This is a genomic window from Streptomyces sp. NPDC021224, from assembly GCF_044332905.1.
Taxonomy (GTDB): Bacteria; Actinomycetota; Actinomycetes; order Streptomycetales; family Streptomycetaceae; genus Actinacidiphila.
In genome coordinates, this window is the sequence record NZ_JBIRPW010000001.1 from 1,011,581 (window position 1) to 1,032,735 (window position 21,155).

Sequence of the window (21,155 nt, forward strand, 5' to 3'; positions counted from 1 at the left end):
GCGGGGGCAGTCGGGCCGGGGCATCCTGGTCCGCCCATCTGCAAGCCGGCGTTACGGCGCCGAATCCCCCGAGTCAGGACCGAGCTGCGCCTCGTCCCCGTGATCCTCGCCGACCCAGCTCGACGGGGGAGGTCCGAAGATGGCGCGTGCCGACCTAATCGTCAGGCGCCCGATGACATGGTTACCGCCCGCGCCGAGCGCCGCACCGATACCTAGGGGCACCTGCTTGCCCAGCACGAGTACACCCTGCTTGGTCCCGTATTTGGTGATGAACCGCCCACCCAGCACGTTGTTGACCCGCTTGATCGCACTCATGGGAATCGCACCGACGATGCGCCGTGCCCAGTAGGGGCCAGTGCGCCCGACGGCTTTGTCCAGAGCCTTAACCGCTCCGTCACCGAGGAGGACGGTCAGCACTAGAAGCTTGCGTCGCTCGAAGTCCTCGGGATGCAGGTCATGGACCTCGGCCAGCGACAGCGTGTACAGCACCGATGCCTCGGTGAAGAGCATGGCATCAGCCAGCGCCGTCGGTATCCCGGCACCGGGCACGACCGCTGCCGCGCCGGATGCTCCTCCGGATGCGGTGATGCTGGCGAGGAAGTAGCGGTCCAACCGGCGTATCAACTCCTGTGGAGAGTCGCCGGAGTGGACTCTACGCAGGCGCTCGACTTGCTTCTTCGCCAGCGGCTGCTGGGCGACCAACGCCCTGTCGAGGCCCCTTTGGACCAGGCTCTTGGCGTCATCGACCTTGCTCATGGGAGTTCTGGTCCTCTCGGTTCGTGAACGCGTTGAGGGCGTCGGTTCCCTCGGGCGCCGGGTGGCGCGGGCCGTGGCCGGGAGGCGGATTGAGGGTTGAGCGGTATCCGCCGGGCTTGCCCTCGGTAAGCGGGGTCTCCAGCGTTAGCCCGGCGGCGCCCATGCGGTCGTACTCGGCAAGGATCAGGTCCTTGGTGCGGTAGGTGCCGTACTTCTCTTGATCCTTGCGCTTGACGATCGGGAACGTGTCGAGGATGTATGAGGCGTCGTCGCGGTCGATCCCGTAGAGGTGGAAGAAGAGAGCGTCAAGCTCGGCGCGGAGGACTGTGCGGCGGTCATCATCCCAGTGGAAAGGGTGACCGGTATCGCCGAGATCACGAGCGAAGGGAGCCATATCGTGCCCCGTATAGGTGAGTTCCAGTAGGCGGGGAACGATCGAATTCGCGTGTTGAGCGAGCTGGCTCGGGCTCAAGAAAGGAAGTTGCTCGAACTGGAAGAAATTGAGGTTCGTCCCTCCGAGCTTTTGGCGCAGCACGTAGTCCAAGGCCAGGGTGAGGCAGTGACTGTAGAGGAGCCCTGGCTGCTCTGTTTTGCTCGGAATCAAAATATTTCCGGAGTCGCCTAGGCCTCCCAGAGGAAAAGCGAATGCGATGGCGGTCCGCTCATCCGTGGCTCGGCAAATCTTGCGGAACCCCAGAATCCAGTCGCGGTGCCAACCCTTGCCCGCGAGGCGGGAGGTGATGCCAGGTTCCTTGATCTCCTGACCGTTCTTGTCGAATTTTCCCGTGGGGATGTCATTCTCCGGTACCCAGTAGCGGGGCAGGGGAACTGCGCTGGCGTCCTGCTTTTCTGCGAGGCCGAGGTCTCTGACGGAGCCGTCCTTGACGTAAGTAGCCCAGCGATGGTCGTAGTGGTGGAGCATCTTCGCTTCGTATAGCGGGAGGAGGCGCTCCCCTTCTCGGACCAGGGCGTTACCGTCGAGTTGCCAGCCATCACTGAGGAGGTTGTCGAAGGTCTCGCCGTTCGGGGCGGATGGCCGGAAAAGGTGGGAATCGCTGGTCATATTGAACAGACCCTGCATGAAGCTCACACCCCAGGGGTTTCCTTTGTCTCTGTAAGAATCGTTGACCAGAACGGGGACACGGCGGTAGATGCCGAGTGTGATTTCCGCATCTCGGCGCGAGCGGAAAATTGAGCATGTTCCGGTGTTGGGGTTGAGGAGTGTGATCTCTTCCGGAGTGAGAGGGAAGGTGTTCTCAGGGTCGGTAAGTTCTGCGGGATCATGGAGGAAGAAGCCAAACCGGGCAGCTTGTTCAGGGATTTCAGAGCCAGTCAAAGAAAGCACGCAGAATTTGAACGACCTATGGACACCGGGAAATAGGGGTGTTGCGTTCTCGAAGTCGAAGAGTGCTGCTAGCGACTTGTGCTCGACTAGGTCTTTGAAGAAGAACTGCGTCGTCGCATCGGTGGCGATTCCAGTCGGGACGATGAGCCCGATACGGCCACGCGGTGCACCCAGGCGGCGGTCCTGTTCTGCAAAGATGGTGTCAGTCTTGATGCGCCCTCGGCCGCAGAGAGGGTAGAGCCCGGAAGTGCTTGCGAAGTGTCGCGTGCCATCGATTTCCCGCTTGGCATCCTGGTACCTGCGATAGAGATCTGGGTCGTCGGTGATGAGTTGAGTGATCAGCTTCTTGCGGCGGGCTCCCGCCGCCTCAGCGATCTGCTGAGATCGTGCAGCGAAGAATTCCTGCTCTTTCAGTTCAAGGTGCTCCCACGGCGGGTTCCCCACCACTGCGTGGAACCCGCCGGCCCAGCCCGTCCCCGGCTGGATGCCCGCGCCTGATTCCGAGACCGCGAAGACCTCCGGGAACTCCAAGTGCCAGTGGAAGAAGTGGTACTGGTCGCGCAGCCGCAGGATCTCACCGTGCGTCGTGTTCGGGACGGCGGACTGGTCACGGAAGCGCAAGGCGCGGAAGACCTGGTCGGTCGGGGCCTCGGGCGCACCCTCGTGCTTGGGCCAGACGAAGGCGGCACACCACGCGTCGGCCGCGTGTAGGTCCTGGACGTAGAACGTGGACTCGACGTACGTCCGGTACGCGTCCTCCTGGGCGTGGACGTCTTCCAGGCGCTCGGCGCGAGCAGCGGTGATGCGGGTCAGTTCGGCGGCGTACTTCTCGTTGCTGGGCAACCTCCTCACATCGAAACTTAGCTCGTCCTGGCCGCTTCGCTGTGACTTGTTCCGCTTGACCAGCCCAGCCGCGTACTTCTTGTCGTCGCCCTCGATGGGCTTGAACGCGTCGTCCGGCACCCCTTCGGCGAGGAGCTTCGGCGTGGCGCCGATGAGGCCGTTGCCGTGTCGGATATGCGCGTCCAGGAAGCCCAGGGCCTTGCCCGGCTCCAGGGCCTCCAGCCACAGGGAGACCTTCGCCAGGTCCACCGCCATCGGGTTGAGGTCTACCCCGTAGATACAGCGAGCGACCACTTCGTGAAGCGCATGGCGCACCGCATCGACCGTCGGCTCGGGGTTGCGCTCCCGCACGGACGCCACGCGCTTGGCGATGCGGCGGGCCGAGGCGACGAGGAAGTGGCCGGAGCCACACGCCGGGTCGCAGACGGTCAGCGAGAGCAGCTCGGAGACGATGGCGTTGGCCGGGTCAGCGTGGCCGGCTTCGGCGGCGGTCTTCTCGCCGCGCTTGACCGCGTCGTCTATCACCGGATCGAGCGTCGTGTCGAGCAGGCATTCGATGAGCGAGGACGGAGTGTAGTAACTGCCCGTCGTCTTGCGGCTGTTCCCTGCGACCTCGATCAGTTCGAAGCTGCGGTCCGTCGCGGAGTGCTTGGGCTCCAGCTCCAGCAGGGACTCGTAGACCGAGCCCAGCTCCTCGGCGTCCAGGTGGCGGTAGTCGACGGAGCGCCAGCGGCGGGCGCCCGGGTCACGTACCTGGGCGAGGTGGCGGACGGCGGTCAGCAGCGCCTCGTTGGACAGCTTCAGGCCGTCGAGCGGCGCGTCCGCCTCCGTGTGGGAGAACAGGCCGCCGAGGCCGGGCAGGCCCAATTCGGGGCGGCCGCCCTCGGCGCCGAGGGCATCCAGAACGATCCGCAGCGCCTCGTACTGGTCGCCGTGGGCCGTGCCTTGACGGCGCCGGGCACGCTCACGCAGCCGGGCGGAGGAGAAGTATCGTTCGTACGCCTCCCGCTGCCGATCGCCAGCCGCCGGGTCGAGCAGCGCCTCCCGGTCCTCGGCGACGAAGACGAACAGCAGCCGGTAGACGAGCCGCAGCAGGGCGTCCCGGAGGGCCTTCGGGTCGGTGTCCTCGCGCAGCCGGGCGTTGTCCGGGTGGCGCAGGAAACCGGTACCGAGTGTGGTCAGCGCGTTCTGCACGCCCAGCCGCAGCTGGTCCAGGGCACGGGCGCCCGAAGTGACGGCCTCGGTACGCCACTTCTCCAACCAGCACCCCGACGCCGCCGCCCCCTCCGGCACCGTGAACCGGGACGCGTGCAGCACGTAGTACAGCAGCACGAACTCGCTGAATAGTTCACCGTCGAAGATGGCCTCAAGGTCGAACTCGACGTACGCGGCGGTCGCGAATGACGACGAGTCCCGCAGCAACCGCAGGCGGCGGCCGTTGGTGAGCACCGCCCACAGGTGGGCCTCGGCGCGGTTGAGGCAGTCCTGGAGCATGGACTGCGCCGGGAGCTGGCCGGGGGCCGGGCGCTTGTCGAGCTCCTGGTTCCAGCGCAGGAGATGCACTAGGGCCGGGCCGTGGCGGTGGGAGACCGGGAAACGCTTCTCCGGGTCGGAATCGGCGGGGATGCCGACGGGGCCGACCTCCGTGAGCGCGCCGAAGTCCAGCTTGCGGAAGAGCTGGGCGAGCCAGTCGGTGCCGGCCCGGCCGGTGGGGTCGGCGGCGGGCGCACCCGTCGTGGGGTCGGAGGGAAGGGCGGCGCGCAGGTCGCGCCAGAGAGGCTTGAGGTATTCCCAGGCGCGCTCGGCCTCGTCTCGTACGGGCACCGACGCGGGCAGCCCGTAGTCGGCGGGCTTGGTGCCCGGCAGGTTCCGCGCCTCGGAGATGCGCAGCAGCATGTCGGAGGGGAGCAGGCCGCCGACCGTGGTGACGGCGGTGAAGGCCAGAGCGGTATGGGTTGCGGCGGGCATCAGGCTTCGGCTCCGGACACGGTAGAGGCGGCGGGGGCGGCAGGCGGCAGGTAGACGTAGACACCGAGAACGTCCGCCGGCTCCTGCGGGACGACCGTCAGGCCGCGGACGATTTCCTGTCCTGCCCTGCGGACCCGACGGTGGGAGGCGTCGAGTTCTGCCGCCAGGCCGGTGCCGTACTCGGTGAGATGGGCGGACAGGTCCGGCAGGCCGTCCAGGGCGCGCGTGATGTGGTTACGGGCCGACAGCTCGTGGGTGTTGGCCGTTGCGCGGGCTGAGAGGAGGGCGGTCGCAGCGTCGTCGTCCAGCCAGCGGGCGCGCGACGGCATGCCCTCGTAAGCCAGGAGACGGGCGTCCTCGGCGACGACCTGCCGCTCACCGGTACGCGACGGCAGGGTGAGGTGGAAGCGGTAGCGGACCAGCAGGAGCGTGGTGCGAGTGGCGACCGCGTCCGTGGTCACCACACCGCAGCGGCGGGCGGGGCGGGGGCCGGGCGTGTTCGCGTCCAGCGCCGAGTCCAGGACGTACGCGGCGATGGCACCGATCGCCGGGTCGGTGCGGACCAGGGCGGCCTCGCCGCGACCGATCGCCGGAGTGGTGCGGAACGGGATCTCGCGGTCCTCCTCGACGAGCCGGCCGCCGAGAGTGGCGGCAAGCGCGTCACGCAGGCCGGCCGGGGCGCCGCCCGGCTGGGCGGTGAAGTCGCCACTCCCGTCGCGCGGGGCGCGGACCAGCGCGTCCAGTTCCCGCAGCGCCTCCAGAGCGAAGTCCCGGACCTCTTCGGCACCGCCGAGAGCGGCTCGTACGGCCGCAACCTCGCGGGCCACTTCCTCCGGGTGGATGGCACGCTGGGCGTACTTGGAGCGGGAGGTCCGCTCCCGCTCGGCAGCCGAGCTCCACTCGCGCTCGATCCGGTCGAATGACTCCTGGTGGCCGTCCAGATCGAACAGACTGTCCTGACTGCCCTGCCTTCCGTGCAGCAGCAGCCATTCCACGAGGGCGTCGGTGACGCCGGAGGCGGTCTCGTCGGGTACGGAGACGGAGATGCCCAGGTCCTTCTTGATCTGCCGGTGCTTGGCGAACAGCACCTCAAGGACCTTGCCGTCGATGCCGTTGTCCTCGCCGAACATGGTGATGACACGCACCTGGTCGCGCTTCTGGCCGTAGCGGTCGACGCGGCCTTCGCGCTGGTCGTGGCGGGTCGGATTCCATGCCAGGTCGTAGTGGACGACGGCGTCGAAGTGGTGCTGGAGGTTGACGCCCTCGGACAGGCAGTCGGTGGCGATCAGCACGCGCCGGGCGGCCGGGTCGCCGGCCTCCTCAGCGGACCCGGCGGCGAGCTGCTCGATGCGCTCCAGCCGCTGCTGAGGGGAGACGGTGCCTGTCACAGCGGCGACCCTGGTCTTCTTGCCGAGCTTGCCGTCGAGCTGCTCGGAAAGGTACTCGGCGGTGGGGATGTAGCGGCAGAAGACGATCGGGTTGTAGCCCTCGGCGATCAGGCTCTTCAGATGCCGGGTGAGGGCCTTCAGCTTCGCGTCCTGGGCCGGACCGACGAGCTTCTCCGCCCGCTCGGCGAGTTCGAGCAGCCGCGCGCCCGCCTCTTCGGTCTCCGCGGCACCCGGAGCGACGTCCATGCCCTCCAGCCGGTCGTTGTCCGTGGAGTCGGCGGCCACTGACGCACCCAACAGGTCCGCCTCACGCGCGGTGCGGGCTGCGGCGGACTCGGAGCGGGTCTTCAGCGTCTGCGCAGCGGCGGCCGGTGAGGACACCATCGAGCGCAGCAGCGCGATCACCGACCACCAGGCGATGCGGGCCTCCCGCACTCCCTGCTCGCCGGCAGCCTGGACGCGGTCGCGCGCGTAGGCGATGGCGTCGTCGAGCAGCGCCCGGTAGTCAGGGGTCAGTTTGTACGGTTCATCCTTCGTCCAGCGGTCGGACGGGAAGGCGGTCCGCTCGGCGAGAGAGTCGTCGGCGAGGCCGTCCTCCCTGGTGAGGTATTCGCGGACGTCGGCGCGCTTGCGGGCCACGAAATGCTCGGCAAGCCTGGCCCGTCCGGCCGGGATCTCCAGATCCTGGGTCGCGAGCTCGGGCCGGACCAGGCCGAGCAGGTTGCGGAACGCTGACTCCTTGCCCGAGTGCGGAGTCGCGGTCAGCAGCAGTAGATGGCGGTCGGCGTCCGCGGAGACCCTCCGCAGGAGTTCGTAACGCAGCTGGTTGGCTCCAGGGGACGCTGCGTCGTCAGCGGCCACGCATGTGTGGGCCTCGTCGACGATGACCAGGTCGGGGCAGTGCCGTACGAAGTCCTCACGGTGGCGGGTCGACTTGATGAAGTCAGTGGAGATGATCGTGAACGGGTGCTTGTCGAACAGGGACTGGCCCAGCTCCAGGCCCCGCTCCAGGCGGGACACCGTGGAGGCGAGGACCAGTTCGGCGTCGATGCCGAACTTCTCGCGCAGCTCGCTCTGCCACTGTTCGGCCAGGGCGGGGGAGCACAGCACCGCGAGCCGGGTCGCCTCTCCCTGCGCGAGCAGTTCCTTGGCGATCAGACCCGCCTCGACCGTCTTACCGATACCGACGTCGTCCGAGATCAGCAGCCGCACCGTGCGTTGCCGCAGCGCCATCAGCAGCGGAACCAGTTGGTAGGCACGGGGCTCGACCGCGATGGAGGCGAGCGAGCGGAACGGGCCCGCGCCGGACCGGAACCCGATGCGCAGCGCTGTGCGGAGCAGGCCGGCGGCGCGCTGGTCGCCCAGGTCGTCCGGGCTGGGCGCTGCGAACTCGGCCGCACGCACTTCCTCGAACGCCGGGAACACCGCCGCGATGTCGTCCTCGCTCCCACCCAGGGGGCGCAGCACCAGCATGTCGGGGGCGCTCTCGGGCAGTACCACCCACTCGCGTCCGCGGGCTGCAACCAGCGAGCCGGCTGTGTACGTGAGGCTCATGACGTGTCTCAGTTCCTAGAGGTGCTGGTGGGTCGATCAGCGGATAGTGAAGTAGGCGGCGTTGTTGGTCGTGATGGCGTCCCAGTCCGCGTCCGTCGGGAACCGAAGGACATCCCAGCCCGCGTCCTCCAAGCGGTACCCGGCCTCGACATCGCGGGTGGAGTCCGGCCTGTTGCCGGGGATATCGACGAACACGGCGAGGTTGGCACCGTCCAGGTGGAAGACGAGGTCGGGACAGGCTCCAGCCGTCTGGACGAGGGCGTTGACTTCGTCCGGCAGCCGGTAGCCCTTTGCCTTGAGCCAGCCGACCAGATCCCCGCCCGCGACGAGGGCCGCCAGATCCGCTTCGAGCGGGCTCAGCGGTGACGCCAGGGCGGCATCGGGCTCTGCATCCGGGCCGGCCGGCGTCGGAGTCAGCCTGCGGAAGCGTTCGCTGCGGGACTCGCCGCGGTCCTCCCGCTCGGTACGAGCGCCGGCCAGTCGGGCGAGCAGCGGGCGAGCAGCATGCCGGCTCAGCTGGCGGTGGTGCGCCTGGTTGGCGTAGGTGAGCACGCAGGCGTAGCAGCCGCGGGCGCACTTCTCGTGGTCCGTCGGCCCACCCTCGTCCTTCCCGGTCTCCGCGTCGAAGTGGCAGATCTCCAGGGCCGTGCGTGCGGCCTCGGCGAGGGCGCCCTTCTCGTGCTGGATCCGGCGCAGGACACCGGCGCCGCCTTCGGCGGCCTCGGTGAACAGCATGCGGCGGCGCGGGCCGTCGTCCGGAGGCAGCAGCTCCGCGGTCAGTTCGGAGTCCTCCAGCTCGAATGCCGCCTCGATGCCGCGCTCCAGCGCGTACAGGAATGACAGGGCCACCGGTTCGGGCTGCGGCTCGTCCAGGGTGACCACGAGGATGTTGCGTCGGTCCTCGACATAGGGCAGGACCCGCTTCTTGCGGCGCTTTTCGTTGCCGTCCTGGTCGACGACCGGCATCCCGGTGCCCTCGATGGCGTCCGCGGCGGCCCGGTCATTGAGCCAGCGCCCGTCGCCGAGATCCAGCCAGTAGCCGTCCGGCTCGCCCTGCTTGTCGCGGACGCGACCGAGATTGGTGATGCGGACGGTCGCGGAGTCGCCGTAGTCGACGTCGAGGACATGACTCCCGTCGGCTTCGCTCACGTGGGAGGTGAGACGTCCGGTGCGGGCACCGTGATCCTGGAACGCATAGGAGGTCTCCAGGCGGAAACCGGCCCGGCGGCGTTCCTCCTCGTCGGAGGAGATCCGCTCGCGCGGGGTGGTGTACACGGTGTGCATGTGGAGCAGGCCGGTGCGCTTGCCCGTCAGCGGCTCACCGCACATCACGCAGATGTCGGCGCCGACCCTGACGTCGTAGTGGTAGCCGCAGCCGTCGCAGCGCCTTGCCTCCGCCGTCGCCATGTCACCTGAAGCATCAGGCGGCAGTTGGACCCGGGTCACCTGGTACCGGGCGCCCTCGTGGTAAATCAGTGCGCCGGGGCCGAACTCGCGGATCGCGAGAAACCGCGGGCGCTGCAGGTAGTCGCCGTCGGCGTTGCGGCGGTTGCCGGAGCGCGGGATGTACGCGGCCAGCGGAAGGCGCGGGAAGCTGTAGCCGGGCAGGAACCCCTCGGACGCCAGATAGCGGTACGGATTGAAGTCGCTCATCACGGACTTGCTGTCCGTGGAGCGGTTCAGCAGCAGGTTCGTCTGGGTCTCGGCCTCACGGCGGCGGGAGCGCGCCCGGCCCTGCTCGCCCGGAGTGAGGCTGTGGTCGACGACGCGCTTGTTCTGCTCGTACTGGTCGAGAACGGCGGCCCGGAACAGCTGGCGCCACCGGTCGAAAGAGGCATCGAACTTGTCGGGGGCACGTTCAATCCGGTCCTCGATCCATTCGTCGTACCACCAGGTCGTCGCCTGGAAGTCCGCAATCAACGGGTTGAGGACGGAACGGGCGGCGGCGACCGCGCGACGGCGGGCGTCCTCGTCCAGGGACAGGTCACGAACGTGGGCGAGCAGCGGCAGCGGCATGTGCGGGTCGGGGCGGTCGCCGGTCTCCGGGTCGTAGGCGACGTCGATGACGTCGGGAATCGCGGCGCCCAGCTTCATGCCGGTCTCCGCCAGCCAGATGCCCTGCAGGTGCGAGCGGACCAGATCCTCATTGGCAAGGTCTAGGCGCGGCGGGGCCACCTGCCCGGCCACCATGTCCTGGGAGCGGCGGAAGTAGTACTGGTCGTGGCTGTTGCCCGTCGCGCAGTAGGTGGCCACCAGCGCGGGCTGGCCGCTGCGCCCGGCCCGTCCGGACCGCTGGGCGTAGTTGGCCGGAGTCGGCGGCACATTGCGCATCAGGACGGCGTTGAGCGAGGAGATGTCCACGCCCAGTTCCATCGTGGGCGAGCAGTAGAGAAGGGGCAGTTCGGCCTTCCTGAACTGCCTCTCGCGCTCCAGTCGGTCCTCCGGCGTGACCTGCGCGGTGTGCTCCCGCGCGAACAGGCCGGCCAGCTCGGCCGCCGCAGTCTTGTACAGGTCGCGGAAGAAAGGGTTGACGCGCGGACCTTCACCGCTGCTGTACGTGCGCGCCAGCGGGTCGACTGCGCCTCGCTCGCCGTTGCCGGCCCGCCAGATCAGGGCTGCGGCCGACACCCGGTAGCCGATGCGCTTGTCCGTCGCGCGGCGGCGGAAGGCAGGCCCTGAACGTTCCGGGGCCACCTCCACCTCGTTGACCAGTTGCGCGTCCCGCAGCACCTTCAGCAGATCCTCGATGACGCATTGGACGTCGTCCTGCGGCAGGTCGCGAAGTTCCGGCATGTTCCGCCGGAGATACTTGCCGAACTTGCCGAGGGGCGACAGGAACAGCGCGGAACGCTCCATACCGGGCCGCGAGCCGTACGGATAGGCGGCGCCGACGGCTGGCCGGTCGCTCTCACCGAGCACCCACGGCCCGGTGAGGCGCTCCTCGCTCGCCCTCTGCAGGGTGTCGAAGTCGTCACGGAAGTACTGCACGTCGATCGCGAGCGCACGCCGCATGAAGTCGAGCAGCGTGCGGGCCACCTCCTCGCGCAGCGCCGGGTCTGCGTTACGCAGAACAGCGTGGGCGGACTGCCAGCGCTCGGGCTTCTCAGCGATCCAGCGCAGGTCTTCGTAATCGATTCGCAGCAGTCCCGTCTGTTCCAGGTTCGGCATCGTGACGCGCCAACCGCGCTCCAGGTCGCGGTAGAGGCGGAACCCGACGACGTCACGGAATGCCTTGACGGCCCGCCTCTCCATGGACGGCGCCAGGTCCGTCCCGGCCGCGTACTCAAGCGGCGAGAGGCCCATCACCCCGGTGACGGCCTCGGCGAGGTCGTCGTGGTGCAGCCCCTCCTCGCCCGCGCGCACCGCGGCCTGGTGGAGGGCGCCGCGCAGCTGGGTCACCTGCGCGAAGTCGTTGAAGTGGCCTGCCTGCAGCGAGGCGTCCTGCCGGTTGTCGACGAAGGTGAGCAGCTTGCGTGCCTCCTTGCCGAGGCTCTCCGCGGGCACCGCCCGCAGGGACTTCACAATCGACGCGGAGATCAAGGAGGTGGCCGAGGAGCGCCCTTCCTGGTCCAGGGTGGCCAGTTTGGCGAAGTCGCGGCCTCGGGTCTGCTCGTAGGAGACCTGGCAGTGCACGCAGAAGAGGAACGGGGCCGGGACGAATGCCGCCACCAGGCCCTCGGTCGACTCGTTTCCGAATGCGTCCACAACGACGCGTTTGGGCACCCGGGGCCGATACGACTTCTTGACAACCGTCATGCCCTGTGCGTCCGGCTCCAGCCAGGACTCCGGCAACCGTCGGTCGTCCACGGCCTTCTGCGCATCGGCCGGCCACTCGTAGTCCTCACCGGGCATGCCCAGGTACAGGTAGCCCTCGCCGTCGCGGCCTCCTGACGCGGCGGTGTTCCGTCGCGGTTCGTACCGGAACGTGCCACTCTCGTCGATGCGCCAGACAGTCAGGTACTCCTGACCGCACTCGCGGCAGAAGGCCAGAGGGAACAGCGGCTTGCCGTCGCTGCCCGGCTGCTCCAGTTGGTAGGTGCGCGTCAGCGGCCGGGTGAGCGGGTCCTCGAGCGTCGTGTAGACCGTGTCGCCCTTGGAGAGGAACTGGTGCAACCGGAACGCGAACAGCGGCCGTTCCGTCACCGGATGCTTGGCTTGCGAACCCGCCTCCAGAGTCGTCCGGATCGCCTCACGCACGGTCCCCTCGGAGACCCCGGACTGTTTGCTGAGCTCGGCTGCGGCCGTCTCGATGGTTACCGGGTCACAGCGGCGCAGCCGCTCCGTACCCTCCTCGCGCTGGAGACCGAACCGGGACTCGATCCAGCGGGCCAGCGGATCCTTCGTCAGCGCCTCATACGAACGGGGAGCCGCCGGCACCCGCAACCGCTCGGCCGGCACCTGCGCGGGGGCTTCCTCGGTCGCCCGGACCAGGGTCTCGCCGATGACCCGCTTCGGCAGCAGCGTCGTACCGAACAACCGCCCGGCGACCTTGGCCACTTCACGCTGCTGTTCATCCCAGGAGCCCTCGGTGGACATGGTCGCCGAGGTGCCGATGCACTGCAGGGCGGCTGACGCCCGGCAGGCCTCACGGACCCGCCGAATCAGGTACGCGACATCCGCGCCCTGTCGGCCCCGGTAGGTGTGCAATTCGTCGAAGACGAGGAACTGCAGGCCTTCGGCCATGCGGATCAGGCTGGAGCGGTCGTCCGGCCGGGTCAGCATCAACTCCAGCATCACGTAGTTGGTCAGCAGGATGTCCGGAGGGTTCCTGCGCAGCTCCCGGCGCTGTTCGTCGGACTCCTGGCCTGTATAGCGGGCGAAGGTGACCGGCTCGCGACCTGCCCCGAAGCCGTGGCGCAGATACTTCTCCAGCTCCATCAGCTGCGAGTTGGCGAGAGCGTTCATCGGATAGACAACGATCGCGCGTACCCGGCCTCCCGCAAGGGGTCCAGCCGCCTGGCGCTCCTTCAGCACTCGATCCACTATCGGAACGATGTACGCCAGCGACTTGCCCGAACCGGTGCCTGTGGTGAGCACATAGGAGTCGCCCGCCTGCGCGGCCTCGATGGCCTCCCGTTGATGGCGGTGGAAGGTCAGCGGCCGGCCGTCCGGGCGGAGGGAGCTCTCCTTCTTCCCCGCCTGGAAGATCTCCGCACATCTGGGGTGCAGCACCCCGTCCCGCACCAGGTCGGTGACCAGCCCACCGTCGGCGAAGAACGGGTTCAGCGAAAGCCACGGGTCGGGCCACTGCGACTTCGCCGCAAGGTCCTCGTTGACGAAACCCTCGATCCGGGCGTCCCGCACCACCGTCGCGCTCTTGGTGAAATTCTCGTACTCCCTGACAAGGTCGGCGTGGATACCGAAGACGTCCATCGCCTCCGGCAGCCGCGGTTCCCTGCGTGGCATGGGCGCGGGCGCAGCGGGGGCAGCCGCGGGCAGCAGGGCACGCAGCCGCGCCACCGGGTCCATCACCTGCCAGTGCGGAGCGAGCAGGGCGGCCGTGTCGTCCGGCGCGAGCGCGAGCGGGACCAGTACCTCACGGACCAGAGCGGCGTTCTCGGGCCGCAACTCCGCGTCCTTCTCCAGGAGGCGATTCACCAGCCGGACCAACTCGGAGGGCAGATCCGGGCGCACGAGGGTCAGCTGCGGCGGAAGCTCATGCTGGTGCTGTTCGGACAGCTCATAGGGGGTCCTTGCGGAGAATGGCGGCCGCCCTATCAGCAACTCGTACAGAATGCAGCCGAGCGCGTAGAGGTCGGCCAAGGCGGAGACCCGCTCGGCACGGAACTGTTCGGGCGCCATGTAGCGGGCCGTGCCGACACTGACGCCGGTGCTGGTCAAGCGCGTCTGATCGGGGTCGTCGACGATCGAACCCATGCCGAAGTCGAGGACCTTGAGAGTGCCGTCGCGGGTCAGCATCACATTGGCCGGCTTCAGATCTCGGTGAACGACCCCGGCAGTGTGCGCGGCAGTGAGGCCCGCGGCGATCTGCGCCCCGATCGCGGCGACCCAGGAGATCGGGAGCTGCGGCTCCTCGTCGATGAGGTCCGCCAGCGGATTGCCGTCCAGTAGCTCCATGGCCAGAAAGGGCAGTCCGCTGCCGCCCTGCGTCTGATCTACGCCACCGTCGATCAACAGGGTCAGGTTCGGATGCCCCTGGGAGAGCATCCGCATGATCCGCACTTCGCGGCGGAAGCGGGCTACTTCCTTTCCGGCCCCCGATGTGTCGACGGCGATACCGGTCCGGCCGCGGAGAACTGTCTTGACCGCGACCTCGCGGTGCGGAGAGTTCGGGGCTGCCTGGAGGTCTTCGGCGCGGTGCACCTCGCCCATGTTCCCGCGTCCCACGATCCCGGTGATCCGGAACCGTCCGTCAACCGTCTCCATACCTAGCGACTCTCCCCCGCTTACATCATGGTGTGCAAGGTTGCCTGAACCCCGCGCCGAGTGTACACCTAAGTGTCGTATCTGATGCCCCGATAGCACGTTGACGTCGTCAACAAGTAAGAAGTAGCTCTTGGGTGTACGGAATGCAGCCCTGTGGGGGTGAAGCCGAAACGGCGATCGGGATCGACCATCTGCGAGGCCCGCGCGAAGCCTCGGTGTGGGCCTCGCTCGAATCTCAGGCAACCCCAGACGCGGTGGTCGTGCACCAGCTGGGCTTCCTTCACCGTATCTCCACAATCGTCGTCTCGCCCAGGTCTGGGCGGGATTCAGTCGACTCTCCAGCCCCCGTGCGTTTGTCCCACGGCCCCGCGATGTCGGCGCAGGCTCGGTGGGCAGAGCGGTCTGTCGCTGCCATCGCACAGCGTCGTATGATCGTTGCTCCGTGTGAGAGGGGTGGGGCTGTGGGGGCGGACGCGCGGCATAGGGAGCGGGAATTACGGGAGCGGTGGCAGGCCGCGCAGGGCGTCGTCCGGAGGTGGGAGCGGGCGAGTGCGGGGAGGCGGCAGGTCGCTGCTCAGTTGCTCACGCTGACCGGCAAGGGGGGTTGGCGGCTGCTGGTCGACCGCAGCTGGCCCGGCGGGGCGGGGGCGGGCGCGTACATGGTGCTCGTCGGTCCCGGCGGGATCTTTGTCCTCGATGTCGAGGACTGGCAGGCCGAACCGCAGGTTGTCGACGGCAGGCTCCACGTGGCCGGTGAGTCCCGGGACGACGACATCCAGCGGCTCCTGCACGTGACGCGCAGCGTCGAGGAGGCGTCGGCGGAGCTGGGGATGTCGCCGGTGGCTGTGCACCCGCTCATGGTCTTCGCGGGGAGGCAGCTCGACGCGGCGCCGCTGGGGAGAGTGCATCTTCTCGGGGAACGTGAGGTCGGCCCATGGCTCATGTCCCGCAGTAGGCGGCTACTCCCGGCCTCAGTGCGCACCCACGCCGAGCACATTGAGCGGACCCTACGGGAGTACGAGAGCGTGTCGGTGGAAGAGGCTCCGCAGCCAGCGGTTACGGGGCCGTACGACGCCGAACCGCTCGGGCTCTTCGATGTCGACGCGATGCGGGAAGCCGCTCTCGACGAGGCCCTGCGCGCGCCCATCGAGAGCTGGATGACGTTCCTCCACCCCGACCAGGTCGCGCTGGTCCGCCGCAACTGGGGAGGCCCGGCACGGATCAGCGGCCCTGCCGGCACCGGTAAGACGGTGGTTGCCCTGCACCGCACGGCCCACCTGGCCCAACGCACGACCGGCCGCGTCCTGTACGTGACCTTCGCGAGCAACCTGCCGCGCGTCCAGCAGACGTTCCTCTCCTCTCTCGCCCCGCACGTCGCCGACCGGGTGGACTTCCACAGCCTGCACGCGTGGGCCCTTGAGTACGTGCGGTCCCAAGGCGTGCAAGTGAATCTGAATGCGGAGAAGGCGGAGACCGCGTTCAGCCTGGCTTGGCGACGGGTCGGCCGCGAAAGCGTGCTGGCTGAACTTGTTCCCCAGCCGCAGTACTGGCACGACGAGATCACGTACGTCATCAAGGGCCGCGGAGTCACTGCCTTCGCAGACTACGTCGCGGTGCGGCGTCGCGGCCGCCATACGATGCTCCGGCGCCCCCACAAGGAGGCGGTGTGGGCGCTCTACGAGGCGTACGAGGCGAACCGTACCGAGCGCGGGGTGCACGACTTCAACGACGTGCTGTCCCTCGCACTGGCCGAAGTCCGGAGCGGCGCCCTGGCGCCGTACGCCGCGGTGATCGCGGACGAGGTACAGGACCTCACCCTTGTCGGGGCCCAGCTCCTCTACGCCCTGGTCGGCGACGCACCGAACGGCCTGCTGCTGGTCGGCGACGGCCAACAGGCCGTCTACCCGGGAGGCTTCCGGCTCTCGGACGCAGGCATCGAGGTCCGCGGCGACCGCGGCCAGGTACTGCGGGTCAACTACCGCAACGCCAAGGCGATTCTCGACGCCGCGCTGGAGGGCGTCGCGGCGGACCCTTTCGAGGACATCGACGGCGAACGCCTTTCGGGGCGCCGCGACGTGGAGTCCGAGCGTCACGACGGAGCGGTGGAGCGGGTCGAGGCGTCGTCGCCGGAGGAGCATGACAAGGCGTTGGTAGAGAGCTTGGCAGGTCTCGACGCCGATCAGCAGGCCGATTCCGCCGTGCTGTGCTCGTCCAAGCGGTTCATGGACCACTACCAGCGGCTGCTGGGCCGGGCCGGCATACCGGTCTTCCTGCTGGAACGCTACGAAGGCCACCCGGTGCCAGGCGTGAAGCTCGGTAGCTACCAGCGTTCGAAGGGACTGGAGTTCAAGCGCGTTTACCTTCCGCGGTGCGAAGCGGCGGCGTCCGGGAGCGGCGGGGACACGGACGCCGACCGCGAGCGTCAGGAACTCGGCCGACGTCGCCTCTTCGTCGCGCAGACGAGGGCGCGTGACTTCCTCTGGGAAGGCAGTGTTGCACCAGCCGATGGCGCTCAACGGAGCTGAACCCGAACGAGGCCGTTCGTTAGGGTGCGGGTGTGCGGCTGCCATTTGTTCTCTTTGACCTCGACAACACGCTCGTCGACCGGCGGGGGACGCTCGCCGGCTGGGCTGCTGCGTTCACCGCTCGGCACGGACTGGGGGACGAGGAACAGGCGTACGTTCTCGGTCTTGTGTCCGAGCGGACGTATTTGTCCACCTTCGGCGCGATTCGTGCTCATTACCGGTTGAGCGCGTCGGCGGAGGAGCTGTGGCGGGCCTACTGCGCGGACATCGCGGCCATGGTGTCCTGTCCCGAAGAGGTCCTTTACGGGTTGGACGAACTCCGCGCGGCCGGCTGGCGGGTGGGGGTCGCGACCAACGGCGCGGTGGACATCCAGCGGGCGAAGTTGAGGGCCACCGGGATCGCGGATCGCGTGGACGGCGTCTTCGTCTCGGAGGAGGCTGACGCGCGCAAGCCGGACGTCCGGCACTTCGCTCTGGCCGCGGCGCGGTGTGGGGGCGTGCTGGGGGACGGCGGCTGGATGGTGGGGGACAGCCCGGTCAACGACATCGGAGGCGGCCACGCGGCGGGGCTGCGTACGATCTGGGTCGACAACGGCCGGTCCTGGAGACCGGAGGTTCCCGTCCCCGACCACACGGTTGCCGACGTCAGCGGCGCCATAGACCACGTGCTTCAGCTGGAGGCAGACCACGTGAGCACCGCCTCATGACGGCGACCGTCGGGCTGCTGCACCCGGGGAGCATGGGGGCCGCCTTTGGCGCGCAGCTGTGTGCTCGCGGTCATACGGTCCTGTGGTGTCCTGACGGTCGGAGCGACGTGACCCGACGTCGGGCGGAAGACGCCGGCTGCCGTCCGGCCGCGCTGGCGGAAGTCGTTGCTCGCTCCGAGGTGCTGCTGTCCCTGTGCCCGCCTGCCGCCGCCGAGGAGGTTGCAGCCGCGGTGGCGGCCATCCGGACCACGAGCGCGGACACGATCTACGTGGAAGCCAATGCGGTGGCGCCGTCACGCGTGCAGCGTCTCGCCGAGCTACTCGCGCCCATGCCGGTGATCGACGCTGCGGTCGTCGGGTCGCCCCCGGTCGGGGGCAAGACGCCGACCTTCTACCTCGCTGGCGCTGAGGAGCAGACCGATCGGATCGTGCAGCTCTTCACGGGGACGGACATCCGGACGCACGTTCTCGGCGACGGCATCGGCGTGGCCTCCGCGCTGAAGCTCGCGTACACCAGCTACCAGAAGGTGTCCCGTGTGCTGGCCGCCGTGGCGTACGGAGCGGCCGACGCGTACGGCGTCGGGGACGAACTGCTGGCGATCGCGGCCAAGCGCACCCGCAGCTACCTCGTCGAGACCGACTACATTCCGAAGACCGCTGCCCGGGCCTGGCGCTGGGGTCCGGAGATCGAGGACGCCGCTGGCCTGCTCGCGGACGCAGGGCTGCCGGATGCCCTCATGCACGCGGCTGCCGCCACGCTCGCCCGGTGGGACGGCAGCAAGGACCGGCAACTCACCCGCGCCGAGGCGCTGGAAGTGCTGCGAGGGGAGCCGGACGACCCGAAGTGAGCCCATCGGCGGGCTTGCTGGGTCAGGGCTGCGGTGTGGCGCTGCGGACGAACGCATCGATCTTCTGGGCTGCCTCCCACGGCGTGACCAGATCCGTGTCCACCCGAACCTCCCACCCGGCCTGGGGATACGAAGCGAGGTCCTCCTGAGTGGCATCCCACGCTGCCAGCCGGGCCGCCGTGTCCGTATCGCCCCGACGCCGCGATCGCTCGGCAGTGGATGTCCGGGAGCACCACAGGAGTACGCGCACCCAGCGCACCGGGGAGAGGGCGGCCACCTGCTCCACGCCCGCCACCTGGCCGAGATGGACGATGGCAACCGTCCCGCCCTCCAACGCCTGGTCAAGCCCGGGCCGGTCGACGACGTAGACGTTGCCGTACCGCTCGTTACGGTAGATGACGTCGCCGCTCGCCTCCAGGTCGGCCAACTTCGCTGCTGTGCCCATGCGGTAACCCGCCGACTTCCCGCTGCCGACCTTGAGCCGCTGGAAGGGCACGTAGAGCGCGTCGAGTTCGGCCAAAGCCGTAGTGACCGTGTCCTTGCCCGCCGCCGGCGGCCCGTACAGCAGAATGCCCGACCTCATGGGAACAGTCTGCGGCGCCAACCGCCTTTACGCACCGGCCATCCCGTGTTCGAGGTACTGCGTCTCGCCGCATGCTCGTGCGGCAAACGCCGCGTGGATGCGCCGGGCGAGGCGGGGGATCAGCACCGTGTCGAGGTCGTCCTGAGCGTGGAAGGCGTAGGCGTCGATCTCCTTACCGTCAGGGCGGATCACCGCTTGGCCGTCCTCCCCGAGGGTGCCGCCGTCGAAGACGAAGAGCAGCTTGTCGCCCTCGGACGGGTGGGGCGCCCAGTCGGCGACGAGGAGGCGTCCGATGGGTGCGGCGAGGTCCAGCTCCTCCTTCAGCTCGCGGGCAGCGCCTTCCCTTGGCGTTTCCCCGGGGCGGAGATAGCCGCCGGGGATTTCCCAGCCGGGCTTGTAGGTGGGGTGAACGAGGAGCACGCGGCCCGCCTCGTCGAAGAGCAGCACGCCTGCTGCGGTGCGGGGCTGGGCCAACGCTTCTTGGGGCTCGTTCATGCGGACGACTGTAGTGGCCGAGCTGAAGGCGCCCCGTGTGCTCGATGGGGCGTGCATGGCCCGCAACTGGCGCCTGGGCGCAGGACGACCGCGGCGGTTACGCTGCCGCGCATGATTCGCGCAGTGGTGTTCGACGTCGGTGAGTGCCTGGTCGACGAGACCAGGGAGTACGGCACGTGGGCGGACTGGCTGAGGGTTCCCCGGCACACGTTCGCGGCGGTGTTCGGCGCGGTCATCGCTCAGGGGCGGGACTACCGTGAGACCTTCCAGGTCTTCCAGCCCGGGTTCGACCTGGCTGAGGAGCGGGACCGACGTGCGGAGGCGGGGAAGCCCGAGTGGTTCGGGGAGGACGACCTGTATCCGGATGTGCGACCGACCCTGTCTGCCCTGCGTGAAGCCGGGCTGTGGGTTGGCATCGCCGGCAATCAGACGGTCCGTGCCGGTGGGATTCTGCGGGCGCTCGATCTGCCCGCCGACCTCATCGCGACGAGTGACGACTGGGGAGCCGCGAAGCCGGACGTCGCCTTCTTCGAGCACGTCATCAAGGCCGCACCCGCTGCTCCCGGCGAGAGCCTCTACGTCGGCGACCGGCTGGACAACGACATCCTGCCGGCGGCGCAGGCGGGAATGCTGACCGCGCTCATCCGCCGGGGGCCATGGGGAGTCATCCAGCAGCACGACCCGGCCGCGGAGACGGTTGCGACGATGCGCATCGACTCTCTTGCCGAGCTGCCGGAGCTCATCGTGCGGTTCAACGCGACGGCCGGGAGCTGAGGCTCAGCCGGTTGATCGTCGGTGAGCGTGGCTGGCTCGCGCTTCCGTAGCCGGAAGCCGAGGGAGGTATCTGGGGTCGCGGCGGCGGCGCTACGTTCGCGGGTATGACTCCTTCGGCATCTTCGACCCGCGCGGTCGACTTGCGCCAGGAACCCGTGGACGAGGTCATGGAGCGGGTCGAACGCGCGCCTCGGACCTCTCTGGACCGGGACTCCGTGGTGTGCAAGCGGCGGACCGTCGGAGCGCGGTCGGACCGTGGTACGTGGGTGCGGATCGAGCGTCGGCCGTTCGCTCGGATCGGGGTGCAGGGGTGGAACGGGACGGAATCCGCCGCCCTGCTGGCGGGTGTAGTCCAGCCGACATGGCGGTCTGGGGTGTCGTGGCGGGATGACGCCGAGAGCGTCATGTGGCGTGCGGACGAGATGGACCTCCTGCCCGGTAAGCCGGTGAAATCGGGCGGCGTACTGACCGATGCTCCTGAGCTGCCCGGCGAGTGGTGGGTCGCGCTGAACTCCTCCCTGGACGCTCTGGCCGGCGTGCACACCACGAGGGTGGCGTCCCCCGACACCGTCGTGATCACTCAGACCCACGTCAGCGAAGTGACCCAGTCGGCATTTCCGGGCGCTCCATCGGCGACCGTGCAGGAGTGGCGTCCTGCACACGGCGATCTGAACTGGCCAACGTGACGGGACCGCGGTTCTGCCTGTTCGACTGGGAGGACTGGGGCATGGCCCCCCGTGGTCTGGATTCGGCGTCGCTGTGGACGCAGTCCCTCGCCGTACCGGAGCTGGCCGATCGTGTGTGGACGGAGCGTCGGCAGGATCTGGAAAGCCGGGAGGGCAAGGTGATGGCGCTGTTCGCGTGCGCGAAGATCGCCGGACCGTACGCCCACCCTGGGGGACCCTCGTCTTCTGCCTGCTCCGCTCGCGGCCGAGCAACTGGTGGAGGAGCTGCAACGCAACTGACGCCCGGTCCGTCGTCG

At 68.6% G+C, this 21,155-nt stretch carries 10 protein-coding genes and 1 pseudogene; 5 read left to right on the plus strand and 6 right to left on the minus strand.

Features of this window, described 5'->3' with window-relative positions; translation table 11 throughout:
• Positions 1-51: 51 nt before the first annotated feature.
• From ACH4PY_RS04500 to ACH4PY_RS04515, 4 genes are read right to left on the minus strand one after another with little or no spacing between them, the layout of a single operon-like run.
• A complete protein-coding gene (locus tag ACH4PY_RS04500; RefSeq protein WP_398175780.1) occupies positions 52-756 on the minus strand; it encodes a hypothetical protein in 705 nt (234 codons plus the stop codon).
• On the minus strand, positions 740-4,912 hold the full coding sequence (locus ACH4PY_RS04505) for an Eco57I restriction-modification methylase domain-containing protein (RefSeq protein ID WP_398175782.1): 4,173 nt from the start codon (positions 4,910-4,912) through the stop codon (positions 740-742). Before ACH4PY_RS04505 ends, ACH4PY_RS04500 begins: the two co-directional genes overlap by 17 nt.
• The gene (locus ACH4PY_RS04510) at positions 4,912-7,854 is read right to left on the minus strand and encodes a helicase-related protein (RefSeq protein WP_398175784.1); all 2,943 of its coding nucleotides are present in this window, start codon (positions 7,852-7,854) and stop codon (positions 4,912-4,914) included. Before ACH4PY_RS04510 ends, ACH4PY_RS04505 begins: the two co-directional genes overlap by 1 nt.
• 36 nt (positions 7,855-7,890) lie before the next feature.
• The gene (locus tag ACH4PY_RS04515; RefSeq protein ID WP_398175786.1) at positions 7,891-14,241 is read right to left on the minus strand and encodes a protein kinase; all 6,351 of its coding nucleotides are present in this window, start codon (positions 14,239-14,241) and stop codon (positions 7,891-7,893) included.
• Positions 14,242-14,819: 578 nt separating this feature from the next.
• Here ACH4PY_RS04515 and ACH4PY_RS04520 point away from each other — a divergent pair.
• The 3 genes from ACH4PY_RS04520 to ACH4PY_RS04530 are packed head-to-tail and all read left to right on the plus strand — an operon-like array spanning position 14,820 to position 18,321.
• The gene (locus ACH4PY_RS04520) at positions 14,820-16,766 is read left to right on the plus strand and encodes a UvrD-helicase domain-containing protein (RefSeq protein ID WP_398175788.1); all 1,947 of its coding nucleotides are present in this window, start codon (positions 14,820-14,822) and stop codon (positions 16,764-16,766) included.
• A 32-nt stretch (positions 16,767-16,798) separates the two neighbouring features.
• Complete coding sequence (locus ACH4PY_RS04525) at positions 16,799-17,473, plus strand: HAD family hydrolase (RefSeq protein ID WP_398175790.1); 675 nt, start codon at positions 16,799-16,801, stop codon at positions 17,471-17,473.
• A complete protein-coding gene (locus ACH4PY_RS04530; RefSeq protein WP_398175792.1) occupies positions 17,470-18,321 on the plus strand; it encodes a DUF1932 domain-containing protein in 852 nt (283 codons plus the stop codon). Before ACH4PY_RS04525 ends, ACH4PY_RS04530 begins: the two co-directional genes overlap by 4 nt.
• A 22-nt stretch (positions 18,322-18,343) precedes the next feature.
• Here the strand turns inward: ACH4PY_RS04530 and ACH4PY_RS04535 are convergent, their stop codons facing one another.
• Positions 18,344-18,904, minus strand: a complete 561-nt coding sequence (locus ACH4PY_RS04535) for a guanylate kinase (RefSeq protein WP_398175794.1) — start codon at positions 18,902-18,904, stop codon at positions 18,344-18,346.
• Between the two features lie 27 nt (positions 18,905-18,931).
• On the minus strand, positions 18,932-19,399 hold the full coding sequence (locus tag ACH4PY_RS04540; protein ID WP_398175796.1) for an NUDIX domain-containing protein: 468 nt from the start codon (positions 19,397-19,399) through the stop codon (positions 18,932-18,934).
• Positions 19,400-19,510: 111 nt separating this feature from the next.
• Between ACH4PY_RS04540 and ACH4PY_RS04545 the strand changes: the two genes are divergently transcribed.
• The gene (locus ACH4PY_RS04545) at positions 19,511-20,173 is read left to right on the plus strand and encodes an HAD family hydrolase (protein ID WP_398175798.1); all 663 of its coding nucleotides are present in this window, start codon (positions 19,511-19,513) and stop codon (positions 20,171-20,173) included.
• Between the two features lie 104 nt (positions 20,174-20,277).
• Positions 20,278-21,138: pseudogene (locus tag ACH4PY_RS04550) on the plus strand (hypothetical protein).
• Positions 21,139-21,155: the final 17 nt, after the last annotated feature.